This window comes from Gimesia chilikensis (assembly GCF_007744075.1).
GTDB lineage: Bacteria > Planctomycetota > Planctomycetia > Planctomycetales > Planctomycetaceae > Gimesia > Gimesia chilikensis_A.
This window is the reverse complement of the sequence record NZ_CP036266.1, coordinates 1,911,062-1,924,031: the sequence shown is the minus strand read 5'-3', so window position 1 is coordinate 1,924,031 and position 12,970 is coordinate 1,911,062. Positions and strand designations below refer to the sequence as shown.

The 12,970-nt window shown below is 56.7% G+C and carries 9 protein-coding genes; 3 read left to right on the top strand and 6 right to left on the bottom strand.

Annotated features, from left to right (window positions below):
• Window positions 1-202: 202 nt before the first annotated feature.
• The 4 genes from HG66A1_RS07370 to HG66A1_RS07355 all read right to left on the bottom strand — a co-directional run bounded on the left by HG66A1_RS07370 (window position 203) and on the right by HG66A1_RS07355 (window position 4,190).
• A complete protein-coding gene (locus tag HG66A1_RS07370; RefSeq protein WP_145181564.1) occupies window positions 203-1,753 on the bottom strand; it encodes a C25 family cysteine peptidase in 1,551 nt (516 codons plus the stop codon).
• A gap of 17 nt (window positions 1,754-1,770) precedes the next feature.
• On the bottom strand, window positions 1,771-2,130 hold the full coding sequence (locus HG66A1_RS07365) for a hypothetical protein (protein WP_145181562.1): 360 nt from the start codon (window positions 2,128-2,130) through the stop codon (window positions 1,771-1,773).
• 18 nt (window positions 2,131-2,148) lie between these two features.
• Window positions 2,149-2,466 carry a DUF2089 family protein gene (locus HG66A1_RS07360; RefSeq protein WP_197997022.1) on the bottom strand — a complete coding sequence of 106 codons (318 nt, stop codon included), beginning with the start codon at window positions 2,464-2,466 and terminating at the stop codon, window positions 2,149-2,151.
• 359 nt (window positions 2,467-2,825) lie between these two features.
• Complete coding sequence (locus HG66A1_RS07355; protein WP_145181557.1) at window positions 2,826-4,190, bottom strand: hypothetical protein; 1,365 nt, start codon at window positions 4,188-4,190, stop codon at window positions 2,826-2,828.
• A gap of 187 nt (window positions 4,191-4,377) precedes the next feature.
• On the opposite strand from HG66A1_RS07355, the gene HG66A1_RS07350 reads away from it, so the two are divergent.
• The 3 genes from HG66A1_RS07350 (at window position 4,378) to HG66A1_RS07340 (ending at window position 8,049) form a co-directional block, all read left to right on the top strand.
• Window positions 4,378-5,484, top strand: coding sequence for a saccharopine dehydrogenase family protein (locus HG66A1_RS07350; RefSeq protein ID WP_145181555.1), 1,107 nt, complete (start codon window positions 4,378-4,380; stop codon window positions 5,482-5,484).
• A 25-nt stretch (window positions 5,485-5,509) separates the two neighbouring features.
• Window positions 5,510-7,048: an aldehyde dehydrogenase family protein gene (locus HG66A1_RS07345; RefSeq protein WP_145181553.1), complete on the top strand. Its 1,539-nt coding sequence runs from the start codon at window positions 5,510-5,512 to the stop codon at window positions 7,046-7,048.
• Window positions 7,049-7,551: 503 nt separating this feature from the next.
• On the top strand, window positions 7,552-8,049 hold the full coding sequence (locus HG66A1_RS07340; RefSeq protein WP_145181551.1) for a hypothetical protein: 498 nt from the start codon (window positions 7,552-7,554) through the stop codon (window positions 8,047-8,049).
• A 340-nt stretch (window positions 8,050-8,389) separates the two neighbouring features.
• On the opposite strand, the gene HG66A1_RS07335 is transcribed toward HG66A1_RS07340, so the two are convergent.
• Complete coding sequence (locus tag HG66A1_RS07335; protein ID WP_145181549.1) at window positions 8,390-9,844, bottom strand: DUF1501 domain-containing protein; 1,455 nt, start codon at window positions 9,842-9,844, stop codon at window positions 8,390-8,392.
• A 14-nt stretch (window positions 9,845-9,858) separates the two neighbouring features.
• Window positions 9,859-12,936: a PSD1 and planctomycete cytochrome C domain-containing protein gene (locus tag HG66A1_RS07330; RefSeq protein WP_145181547.1), complete on the bottom strand. Its 3,078-nt coding sequence runs from the start codon at window positions 12,934-12,936 to the stop codon at window positions 9,859-9,861.
• Window positions 12,937-12,970 lie beyond the last annotated feature (34 nt).

Sequence of the window (12,970 nt, the reverse complement as noted above, 5' to 3'; positions counted from 1 at the left end):
AGTGCCAGCAGATACAGATGACCATGATACAGTGTAACGATATGAAATCAACGAGGACGCAGAATTAGCCATCGGCACAGCGAGCAGGAGGTTGCAGCTCACGCGATCAATTCACAACAGGGCAACCAACCTAAGTCAGCAATATTTTCGTGTCTTACGTGCTTTTCGAGGCAGCAAACCTTTCACCCCCTTCGTAGTCACCTCAACGATCAACCGTCAGCACAACCGTCGCCCCTGTTTGCCGAAACAAAGATTGCATGTACCCGCTGGCAGGCAGATCAACCTGGACATGCAATCGCCGCCGGTCTCCCTCCGATTCCAGAGCATACCCCAGCAGTCGGTTTGGAATATCCTGCCCTGCCGCCCGGACATTGTTGACCTTGACCGCACGTATCTTCTGCCATCCTTCCGGCAGTTCAACAATCAGCAGCGCCCGATCATTGAACTGCTGTTTGTTCGAAGCCAGATCAGCATGATAAGTATCGGTAAATTCACTCTTTAACTGCGGATTCACCAACTCGGCACGGATTTGCAACTGATCGGAACCGCTCCGCGTCGTCGTGATTTCAAACGGCGGCTTCGTGAACGCCTCTGATACCATCAGCGCGGGATCACCAAACAGAACCCGCGCCGCGGTCCCCTTCAACATTACTTCGCTGGCAGTCCATCTCGGAGAAGGCATCTGATCCTCGAACGACGTGAACTCAGGCAGCTTTCCTCCATTTCCTAAAATTACGCCATTGTGCGTGTGCCGCATGACATCACCCAGCGAACGTCCGCTGTAAGCCAGATACTCCATTTCCTGGTAAACGGGAATCCCGTGATCGGGATGCAGGGCGGCCAGGTAAGCGATAGTACTGTTACCGAGCAGGTTCAGACAAAAACATTTTTCCGCAGAAACCGTCTTACTCTCAACCTTTCCCTGTGCCGTCCATTGCTGAAACCAGCGACCGGTCACCCCCGTATAACAGGCACCGTTGAACACAACACAGGGAGAAAGGTTCAGCTGCTTCGCCTGCTGCCCCTGCACCCCGTCGATCACTCCGTCCGGATCACCGTGCCCGCCCAGATGAATCAGCCCCGCGCCCTGCATTGTATTCAATCGACTGTCAGTAAACCCGTCTGCGCCGTGGGAAATACTCGCCAGTGCAGTTCGCTCCTGAAAAACAGGAATCATGAAACAACCCGCCTGCTGTTGAAAGTGGTTCGGAGGCGCCTGCGGGTTGGGACCGAAATTATCGATGAGCTTGCCCGGTAATGCAGATTCGCCACGAACGGCTTTGGCCGTCCGCTCCATCAACGAAGCGACCGCTTCTGAACTCACACCGGTGATGAAGCCCGTGCTCACATCAACCAGCGGATCGTCATCAATCCGCGTCGACAATGTCAGCCATTTCCAGGCAAAGTTCACATCGAGTTCATCCGGCTTGATAAAAATGAGTGCATACCGCGGCTGGATCGTTCGCAGCGACTCCAGCAGCGCTTCCACATTCTCCGGGGAAAACGTCAATCGGCTGGCATTCGGATGCAGGGCCTCTGCTGTCTCTATCGCCTGAAGGTAATCGCGATCAGCAGCTTTGCTCGCCAGAATCACATATGGTCCAGACGAGTCCATGCGCACGGCCAGCGGTGGACGTGGTTTAGAAAATGCGAACGGCTGACAGGCAAACAGCACCACCAAACTGGAGACAGCAATGCCGACCACACTCAAGGTCCAGATCAATGCCCGGCGTTTTGGTGACTGATTGCCCATATTGAGTCCCCCGCCACTTAGCCCACGCGAATTGATTCGGCAGCGATGCGTCGATTTTCCGCCTGCTGGTAATTCTTGCGAATCACAGGAATTAAAGCACCAGGGATAACGGCAAATAAGAAACCCGTCATCGACACGGGATACCAGATCCCATAAGGTTGTCCGCTGAAGAACGCATACAGGCCGATACCGCACAGAATCAGTCCGAGGACGACGAAAACGAACATCCCGCCGAGGATGACTTTGCGTCCCTTGCCGCGCGGACACAGAAACCCACACAGTGCTCCCCAGATGCCGCACAATGTGCCTCCGCCACCGCCGACGATCATCCCGAACCAGGCACCGAATGTATTTGGATCAAACCAGGGTGCTTCCATAATAGAATCCTTCTACCTTCAGTGAGTAGATCGATGTAAGTCGAGAATACTTTGCGCCCCTGCTCCAGTGAGCTGACCTGCATCAACGAGATTGGCCAGCAGATTCGCCATTTCATCGCGCTCACGATTTTCGACCAGCAATTCCAGCCGCACGATTAATTTATCCAGTCGTGCGCGGACTGTCGGGTAGCTGATGCCGTAATAACGGGCCACCTGTTTCAGAGATCCGGACGCCAGCACCAGCTGCAGCACGAACTCCAGATTCTCCTGATCCAGAGCCAGCAACGGATGCTCGGGACGTTGAGTTGAACGGGGCACCAGCGACGCCGGGGCCATCTTTTGCTTCACAGATTCAGTTTGCTCGACATCATTCATATTTAACATTATTCAACAATACACCAACATTGTAAATAACAATATCAAAATTATTGAATAATTATTCAAACCCACAAAGCAGGGGCAGGTCCCTCTCCCCGCCCGCCTGGCGAAAAACAAATCAGAATCAGGCTCTCAACAAACCAGAAAAATCCCCCAACCCCGGGTAAGCCCGAATGCAATTCGGGCCGAGCGCAGCGAGCAGGAAGTCCCAGCTCACCAGCACAATACACAACAAAGCAACCAACCTGCGTCAGCAAATTTTTTCGTGTCTTTCGTGCTGGCCGTGGTAGCAAAAAATTCGTGCAATTCGTGGTCTATCACACCTGCTGCTTCAACGGGTTCGTCTCCAGAATAATGTCGTTAATCCCGGTCTGGTTAAATCCTTTAAACCCCTCTTCCCGCTGCAGAATTTCGAGGTGCGAACCGATGGCCCCTTTCTCGCGGAACTTGTCCGCTTCTTCAGCCGAGATCAGTCCGTCATTCAGCAACGACTGAATCCGGCTCTCTTGCACCGGCCAGATTTCCCCCGCCGTAAACGCCTGACGCAAATGTGGCAGATCGGTAAAGGGCTTCATCGTTTTCACGTCCCCCTCTTCCGCCAGCTGGTCACGTGCGGCGTCGAAGTCGAACTGGCATTCCAGGTGATGCATGCCCGCCTGCAGGAACGCTTCCCCATGCAGTCGGCACCACAGCCCCACCGTCCCCAGCTCATTCCGTTGCTGAAATGCCTCGTGTGCAAAGTCCTGCGAAACCTCTTCAGCCGAGAGATCCACATCCGCGAAAATCGTGATCCGCGCATGGGGTTGCTCAATCACCTGTGCGCCCCAGCCCGCTTCCTTGCCTGCATAGAACCGCTCACGCAACTGGAAGCCCAGCAGCTCAAAGATCCCAATCAGGCTCTGGAAATGCTTGCGGCTTGAACGATACGTATGGTGATCGTGATTCGCCCAGCCCATACCCATGGCATCCTGGCGGGCCTTCTGAATCCGAGCCGCCAGATTCCGCTGCTGCCAGTAATCCCGCTCGCCGGCAAAGAACAGATCGCAGGTCCGGTTCACACCCAGATCCGCAATTGACGACTTAATCAGCGAAGCCGCATGCGCGAACCCCGCACTCGCTTCCGCGAAGTCCCGTTTCCGCAACCGCAGCGCTTCCGCATGGGCGGCCAGCTTCTTCAGATCTGGAGTCGCCGGAGGTGTCGTGCACGTCACCGGGCAACCATGCCGCTCGATCACATGCAACTCAACCCCCTCGCCGGCAAATGCGATCCGCTGTCGCACCGCGGACCCCACGTCACCTTCAATCGACGTGTCCATATCGCGCTGGTGTACCAGTAGAAAGTCGGCCACACTGTCCACGCGGACAAACAAACGCTCGACCGCCGACGCAGCCACTTTCACCGCAGGAAACATCGCCGCAGGATGATGATACAACGGACGATCCGCATCCATCACCGGCTCATATCCCAATTCAACCAGCTCGCTCGCCAGCGCATCAGACCACTCCACTTCCAAGTGATCCACCCAGTCCCTGAGCCGGGTTCCTGTGCGGGTCTGGAGATCATGGGCAAACTGTTGAATGTCGGCTGACTTCTGACAAAACACATTTATCCGCTCATCGATAAAGCGGGCCGTTTCCGGATACCGTTTCCAGTCATAAACTGTAAGTTGTTCGCTGGACATGCCTTATCTCCTCTATTTTTATAACCGTTTCCACTCGCTCAAAGTCAAGTGGCGTCTCTATGAATTAATACGTCAAAACCTGCGAAAACAGAAACTCAATCAGAAAACAGGTTTTCCACGTATATAATCATAGTGAGGTCTTTCACATCACTTCTCACATCATGAATTCTACACAGGAGGACCTGCGATGTCTCAAACAATCCTGCTCATCGGCGCGGGAAAGATCGGCCGCGTGATCGCCACTCTGCTCAGCAGATCCGGCGACTATCATGTACGCATCGCCGACCGCGTTCCCGCCGCTTTAGACCATATACAGAAACGAATTCCCTCAGTCGAAACACGCGTTCTCAACGCTGAGTCGCACGAGGAACTGGTGCACCTGATGCAGGGCTGCACTGCAGTCATCTCGGCGCTCAGCTTCCGGGAAAATCCCTATGTCGCCCGCGCTGCACTCGAAGCGGGCATCAATTATTTCGATCTCACCGAAGATCGTCAGACAACGGCCGCTGTTAAAGAAATTGCCGACGGTGCCGCCGAGGGTCAGGTCTTTCTCCCCCAGTCCGGCCTGGCCCCCGGCTTCGTCACCATCGTCACCAAACACGTGATGGACTGGTTCGACGAAATCGATACCGTCCGCATGCGCGTCGGTGCCCTCCCCCAGCGGCCCACCAACGCACTCGCCTATAACCTGACCTGGTCCACCGACGGCCTGATCAACGAGTACTGCAACACCTGCGAAGTGATTCACAATCGCAAGATTAAAAATCACCTCCCCCTCGAAGGGCTGGAGCAGTTCACACTTGATGGCAACGTCTACGAAGCCTTCAACACGTCAGGTGGGTTGGGTACGCTCTGCGATACGATGGATGGCAAGGTCCGTGAATTGAATTACAAAACCATTCGTTACCCCGGCCATCGCGAACTCATGAAGTTCCTCCTGCAGGACCTGAGACTCAATGAACGCCGCGATCTGCTCAAGGACGTCATGGAACACTCGATTCCCGTCACCTTCCAGGATGTGGTCATCGTCTTCTGCACTGTCCGCGGCCACCGCAACGGACAGTTCGTCGAGAAGAGTGACCTGCGTAAGATGTACGCTCAGGAAATCAACGGCGAAATCTGGAGCGCCATTCAGCTCACCACCGGTGCCGGCGTCTGTGCCGTCATCGATCTGATTCAACAGAAACAGTTGGAAGGTACCGGCCTGATCCGTCAGGAACAGATCCCCTTCGAACAGTTCATCCAGAACCGTTTCGGACAGTTTTACGAAACCGAAACCTTTGCCCTGGACTAATTCATACAGCAAGTGAGGCTCAAAAATGACTCATCCGATACAGGAAGTGTTACAGCGGATCGGCGTCAACGATCATCCCGTCGCCGTTGCCGTCGGAAATACGTGGCAGGCAGGCGCCGGTGAAGCACTGACGGGTAAGTCCCCCATCGACGGGTCGACGCTCGTTACACTCACCCAGGCCACGCCGAGCGACGTCGACACGGTGGTCGCCACCGCCCGGTCCGCTTTCCAAACATGGCGCAACGTCCCCGCTCCCCGCCGCGGCGAATTCGTCCGGCTGATCGGCAACGCCCTCCGCGAACACAAGGCCGACCTCGCCGCCATCGTCAGCTGGGAAGCCGGCAAAATCACGCAGGAAGCCCTCGGCGAAGTACAGGAAATGATCGACATCTGCGACTTCGCCGTCGGGCAGAGCCGTCAGCTCTACGGTAAAACCATCGCCAGCGAACGCCCTGGCCATCGCCTGATGGAACAGTGGCACCCGCTCGGACCGGTCGGCGTGATCAGCGCCTTCAACTTCCCGGTCGCCGTCTGGTCCTGGAATGCGATGCTCGCCTTCGTCTGCGGCGACCCGGTCGTCTGGAAGCCCTCGGAAAAAACGCCGCTCTGCGCCATCGCCTGCCAGCAGATCGTCAACAACGTCGCCCGCGACTTCCCCGAAGCCCCCGACGGCATCTCCAGCCTGCTCATTGGCGGTGCCGACGTCGGACAGGCGCTCGCCGCACACCCCGATCTCCCGTTGATCTCAGCCACCGGCTCGGTACCCATGGGACGCGCTGTCGCCTCCACGGTTGCCGGTCGGCTGGGATTGAGTCTGCTCGAACTGGGCGGCAATAACGCGATGATTGTCACCGAATCCGCCGACCTCGAAATGACGGTCCGCTCCGCCCTCTTCTCCGCCGTGGGGACCTGCGGCCAGCGCTGCACGTCACTCCGTCGCCTGATCGTCCACGACAGCATCGCCGACAAACTCCTCACGTCACTCAAGAAAGCTTATGAGAAATTACCAATCGGCAACCCCCTCGATGAGGGAACGCTCGTCGGCCCGCTCATCGATCAGCGTTCGCTCGACGCGATGCAAACAGCCCTACGTACCGCCGAGGAACAGGGAGGCACCGTCCATTTCGGCAATCCGATTATGCAAGATGTCCCCGCGGGAGGCTGTTACGTCCACCCCGCCATCGTCGAGATGCCCGGCCAGACCGAAATCGTACAACAGGAAACCTTCGCCCCCATTCTGTACGTCATCCGCTACACAGAGCTGGACGAAGCCATCGCCCTGCATAACGGCGTGCCCCAGGGACTCTCTTCCTCCATCATGACCAACGACATCCGCCAGGCGGAACAGTTCCTCACTCCCGCCGGCTCCGATTGCGGCATCGCGAATGTCAACGTCGGCCCCAGCGGTGCAGAAATCGGCGGCGCATTCGGAGGCGAAAAAGAAACCGGCGGCGGTCGCGAATCCGGCTCCGACGCCTGGAAAGCCTACATGCGCCGCGCCACCAACACCATCAACTACTCCACCGAACTCCCCTTAGCCCAGGGCATCAAATTCGATCTATAAAAAAATGAGCGGCAAGGCGCTAGACGCCGGTTTCGAAGATCTAAAGATTCCCCAGAAACCAATCAAAGTTAAACCAGGGGTGGGCCCGAATGCAATTCGGGCCGAGCGCAGCGAGCAAGAGGACCCAGCTCACCAGAACAATTCACGACAGAGACACCAACCAAATTAATTTAGTTTGAGGAACGTGTACTCTTTACATCGTCTGCCCTGCAACCTCCTGTTGCCTCCGGCAATACCGGATTACATCCGGTACCCCCCACATCCGCTCCCGTAACGCCACCAACCTGCGTCAGTATAATTGTCGTGTCTTTCGTGAATTTCGTGGTAGCAAAACTTTCGTCTCTTTCGAGGTAGAAATTTTCGAGCGATTCACAGTCTCCCCAAACAACTCACTCACCACTTCCCCAGTTTGCGTTTTTCTTGCTTGAGCGATGAGGCATGGCTAAAGTATATACTGACCATCAAGTCTCGGAAAATCGAGACATCTCTTGGGAAAAGGGCCGATGAAAGAGAAACCCATCGCCAGATTCAAATTATCATTCAAGCGTATGTACCTTGTGGTGATGGCCTGGGATCTTCTGGGATTTCTATTGATTGTGATTGCAGATGCAGTGGATTGCGGTGTTGAAAACATGCATTTTGCTGGTACTCTGATCGCAATTCTGGTGATTATTATTGGAATGGCAGTCGCTGCAGCAGCTCTATTAACCCTTGTAGTCGCATACTTTAAGGTCAGCGTGTATCAGGATCGAATTGGAGGCCATGACTTTTGGGGGTTCTATCGAGAGCAAAAATGGAGTGAAACAGAGAATGTGCGACCGCTCAACTATCTGCCTGGTCTTAAAATGGCGATACTTCACAGCCGTTCAAACAAGATTTGGCTACCCATGTTCCTTGCGGATATGAAGCGTTTCCGAACTCTGGTTTCCGAACTGGCCAGCCCCGATTCAGCACTGGTAGAATACCTGACGCAAAACGAGCAACAAGAGATCGACACCTAGTCAAACAACTCCACGCCGGGTACCATCTGCCGGCTTGTCCGACAGTCAAATTGAGATCCCTCATCAGGGGTAAGCCCGAATGCAATTCGGGCCGAGCGCAGCGAGCAAGAGGTTACAGCTCACCAGAGCATTAAACAACAGAGACACCAACCAAATTAATTTAGTTTGAGGAACGTGTACTCTTTACATCGCCTGCCCTGCAACCTCCTGTTGCCTCCGGCAATACCGGATTACATCCGGTACCACCCACATCCGCTCCCGTAACGCAACCAACCTGCGTCAGCAAATTTTCGTGTCTTTAGTGCTTTTCGTGGTAGAAAAATTTCGAATTGTTCGTAGTCTACCCAAACACCTCGCTCACCACTTCCCCACCCAGCACCGTCGCAATCTCCTTCCGGTTATTATGCCTATAGACAAGCTTATGCTGATCCAGCCCCAACGCATGCAACAGCGTCGCATGCAGGTCCGCGGGCGACATCGGCCGTTCCACCGGCGTATAACCCAGCTCATCCGTCTGACCGATAATCTGGCCCCCCTTCACGCCGCCGCCAGCCATCCACATGCAATACGTCGTCGGCAGATGGTCGCGGCCCCGCCGGTCTCCTTTCGTATTCCCTTCCGTCGTCGGCGTCCGACCAAACTCACCTCCCCACACCACCAAAGTCTCATCCAGCAGCCCCCGCTGTTTCAAATCTTTTAGTAGTGCCGCCACCGGCCGGTCCGTCGCTTTGGAGCGTTTCGTGTGATTCGCCTTGATCGCCCCATGCGCGTCCCAGCCTCCATTCCGCAACTGCACCACCCGCACGCCCCGCTCCACGAGTCGCCGTGCAATCAGACAGTGCCGGCCGAACTCCGCCGTCTCCTTGTCATCCAGGCCATACAGCTCCGCAGTCTCTGCCGATTCACTCTTCAGATCGAATACCTCCGGCGCCGATGTCTGCAGCCGGAAACCCAGCTCGTACGAGGCAATCCGCGCCTCCAGTTCCGAATCCTGCCCCAGCTGCTGCAGATGCGCTTCGTTCATCCATTTGATGAAATCCAGCTGCTCGCGCCGGTTGGCATGCGAATAACCGGCGGGCATCTTCGTATAGGGAATCCCCCGCTTGCCGTCCACCAGGGTCCCCTGGTAACGCGAAGGCAGAAACCCGTTCCCCCAGCCCGGCGTCTGAGGTGCCGGCCCGGTGCTGTTCGAGAGCATCGAAATAAATCCAGGCAGATCGCGGCTCTCACTCCCCAGGCCGTACGTCATCCATGCTCCCAGGCTGGGCCGGTCCCCCACTGCCGACCCGGTCAGCGCAATACATTCCCCGGGACCATGCACGGGCACCCGATGATTCACCGACCGCAGCACGCAGATCTCATCAATCATCTTCGCCGTCTCGGGGAACATGTTCGATACGGGAATCCCGCTCTCCCCGTAGTTCTTAAACGTGAAGGGCGACGCCATCAGCTTCGAACCCAGCCCCGCCCGCGGAATGTTGGGCACCCGGGCCGCGATGCTCGCCGGCACCGGCTCTCCTTCCAGCTTCGTCAGCAGCGGCTTCGGATCGAACGTATCCACCTGGCTCGGCGCCCCCGACATGAACAGAAAGATCACGCTCTTCGCCGTCGCCGGAAAATGACTCTGTCCGGTCACCGCCTGTTTTCCCTCAGCCGCCTCAAGCAGTCCCTCGTCGGCCAGCAGCGCCGCCAGACCGACCGCACCCATGCCCAGCACGCTCTGCTCCAGCATCGCCCGTCGGCTCACAGGCGACGTAGAAAAACCATGACTCACATTCTGCGGATCAAACAACATCAAAGCCCTCGCCTTCAGGGAATATACATAAACTCGTTGAGATTCATTAACGCATGGCACAACATCGACAGCCGCCGTGTTTTCGATTCGGCAGATTCTTCACCCTGGAAAAAGACCAGTGACCGTTCCCGCTCCTGCGCATTCGGCTTACGTCCCAGCACACGCACAAACGCCTGCGTCACCTGCTGCCCGTGATCTTCGCCCACATCCTCTGTGATCTTCTCCGCCAGTACCTGCGCCCGTCGATCCATGAACTGACTGTTCAACATAAACAGCGGCTGCAGTGCCACCGTCGAAACCTGCCGCCGCGAACAGCTGGTCACACTGTCCGGTGCATCGAACATTGCCATCACCGACGGCATTTCGCTCCGCCGCTGGAACAGGTAAATCGTCCGCCGCAGATTCTGCTCCTCCCGCTCCTGGGGCACACTCGGTCCCCCGACTTCCCGTTTCAGTTCTCCCGTCGCACACAGAATCGAATCCCGGATCACTTCCGCTTCCAGTCGACGTCGCGGCCAGCTCCACAGCAGCCGGTTCTCCGGGTCCCGTTTCAGGTTCGCCTCGTTGAACGACCTCTGCTGACGATACGCGGAAGACAGCACAATCTCCCGGTGAATCTGCTTCGTACTCCACCCCTGTTCCATCAGCTCTGAGGCCAGCCAGTCCAGCAGCTCGGGATGCGAAGGCGGTTCCCCCTGCACGCCGAAATCGCTGGGCGTTGCCACCAGTCCCCGTCCGAAATGATACTGCCACAACCGGTTCACCCAGACCCGCGAGGCCAGCGGATTCTTCCGATCCGTCAGCCACTCCGCCAGCGCCGTCCGCGACAGTTGATCTGAACCGCTCGTCGTAGCTCCCAGTACCGCCGGCCAGCCTTTACCCACTTCCGGACCCCGCTTATGCACATCCCCGCGAATCAGAATCTGCGACTTCGTCTGCTTCAACTGTTCCGCGGAATACGGAATCGGATCCCGGTTCACGACCGGCAGCCGTTCGATCTCTTCCTGTCCGGTCAGCGGCGAATAATACCCCCAGGTATGCGGCTCCCTGGTATGCTCGAACCGCTTGCGGTTGATCAGCTTCTTCGCCTCGCGCTCATAAAAATCATACGTCCCTTTCGGCATCCAGATATTCATTTCGGTCGGGTTCGGCAGCCCGTCCCCTTTAAGCGACAGATTCCCCAGCTGTCCATTCACGAAGAACCCCTGCAGCCGATAATAGTCCCGCTGCGTCAAGGGATCGAACTTATGATTGTGGCACTGGGCACATTCCAGCGTCAGCCCCAGTAGCGCACTGCTCGTCACATTCACAATGTCCACCAGCACATCGTTCCGCTGCGCCGCCTTGTCCATATTGTTCCCGCTGATCCGGGCCGAAGCCAGAAAACCAGTCGCGATCACATGCTCGTCCGCGTAAGGCGTCAGCTCATCCCCCGCCAGTTGTTCCTTGAGAAACACATCATAAGGTTTGTCCGTGTTGAAACTCTCGATCACATAATCCCGATACCGCCACGCATATGGTCGCGGCAGATCGTGCTGATACCCGTGACTCTCGGCCCACCGCGTCAGATCCAGCCAGTACCGCGCCCAGCGTTCGCCATAATGGGGAGAAGCCAGCAGTCGCTCCACCAGTTTCTCATACGCCCGGGGATCGGTATTATATTCAAACGCCTCAATCTCCTCTGCACTCGGCGGCAGCCCCGTCAGATCCAGGTACAACCGGCGGATCAACGTCCCCCGGTCCGCTTCAGGAACCGGCTTAATCCCCGCCTTATTCCAGGCCCGCGCCAGGAATGCGTCAACCGCCGTCCGAATCGGCTTACTGCTCTTCACCTGCGGTATCTCAGGACGCTGCACAGGCTGAAACGCCCAGTGATCCGATTCCGTCTTCGGTGTCGGCAGCAAGGCATAATCCCACTTCGCCCCCTGGTCGATCCACGCCCGCAGCTTCGCAATCTCTTCTTTCTTCAAAGCCGCGCCCGCATCGACGGGAGGCATCCGCGTTTCCGCCACCTGTGTGGAGACCAGTTCGATCAGCTTGCTCTGTTCGCTGTCCCCCGGCACAATCAGCGTCTCTCCCGTACTGAAGCCCAGCAGTTCCTCATGCACATCCAGCCGATACCCGGAATCCGGATTCATTCCCGCATGACAGTTGAAACACCGCGACTTGAGCAGCGGGTAGATCTCTTTTTCAAAATCCACCGGCTTCGACCACGCCGTCTTTTTCTTGCCCGCCAGTTTCGGGATCTGTCCCGGTGAAAGATCCAGCACATCGCTCCACGTCCGGCTCAGCACCAGGTCACTCACGTAGATCCGGTCTTCCAGTTCCGTCTTTAATCCAGTTGCAAAACCGACCCACCGCACGGCATTCACACTCTGCGGATTCACAGTCGAAGCCACTGGTTCTCCCAGTTCGCCCGGCTTGGGATCCACCCACAAATCAAACCGCGTGAACCCAGCCCGCAACGATTTCTCCGGCTTCGACAGCCGACCCACAACCACGTAATCCCGGTCGCGTTCCAGTTCCACCGAACTCCAGGCCGTCTGCTGTGAGCCAATCCGCACCATGAAAACAACCTTCCCCTTCTGGGGACCGCTGGAGGCAATATGTACGCCGATATTCGGAACATGATTCGCATGCACGGCCTTGTCCGAACCCTCGTAACGATCCAGCCAGAAGACGAAAAACTCCCCTTCATCGCGCGGCTTCTGATCCGCCGCATACCGGAAACGAAACCGCAGGAACAGCTCCTGGTCCTGGTACGTCTCCTTCAACTCCCGCCGCAACGGGTTGTTCCGCTCTACCGATCCCTGAATCAACGCCTCATGCTGAATCGCGGAACCGGAGGCCTGCTTCGGCTTCGCATCTACAAACAGCGCCGGGTGACGATTCGAAAGCACCCACCCCCCGTTCCAGCCAAACCCTTTCTGATCCCGTTTCACGGAATCGATCTGCGGGTTGACCAGCCCATGCGCCAGCCGCGGAGTTTCCTCGGCAAACGCTCTTGCGGAACAGAACAGTAACCCGCCCACCAACAGCGTCGTGACCAGGTGCGTGTATACTCGATTCAATATCTGAGCCCGATGTATCATCCTGCCTTCAATCCTCTTGAGCCAAAATCCATGT

Bases quoted from the DNA above. Each gene is read 5' to 3' on its own strand.
- HG66A1_RS07370 (WP_145181564.1), bottom strand. From the start codon at position 1,753: ATGGGCAATCAGTCACCAAAACGCCGGGCATTGATCTGGACCTTGAGT.
- HG66A1_RS07365 (WP_145181562.1), bottom strand. From the start codon at position 2,130: ATGGAAGCACCCTGGTTTGATCCAAATACATTCGGTGCCTGGTTCGGG.
- HG66A1_RS07360 (WP_197997022.1), bottom strand. From the start codon at position 2,466: ATGGCCCCGGCGTCGCTGGTGCCCCGTTCAACTCAACGTCCCGAGCAT.
- HG66A1_RS07355 (WP_145181557.1), bottom strand. From the start codon at position 4,190: ATGTCCAGCGAACAACTTACAGTTTATGACTGGAAACGGTATCCGGAA.
- HG66A1_RS07350 (WP_145181555.1), top strand. From the start codon at position 4,378: ATGTCTCAAACAATCCTGCTCATCGGCGCGGGAAAGATCGGCCGCGTG.
- HG66A1_RS07345 (WP_145181553.1), top strand. From the start codon at position 5,510: ATGACTCATCCGATACAGGAAGTGTTACAGCGGATCGGCGTCAACGAT.
- HG66A1_RS07340 (WP_145181551.1), top strand. From the start codon at position 7,552: ATGAAAGAGAAACCCATCGCCAGATTCAAATTATCATTCAAGCGTATG.
- HG66A1_RS07335 (WP_145181549.1), bottom strand. From the start codon at position 9,844: ATGTTGTTTGATCCGCAGAATGTGAGTCATGGTTTTTCTACGTCGCCT.
- HG66A1_RS07330 (WP_145181547.1), bottom strand. From the start codon at position 12,936: ATGATACATCGGGCTCAGATATTGAATCGAGTATACACGCACCTGGTC.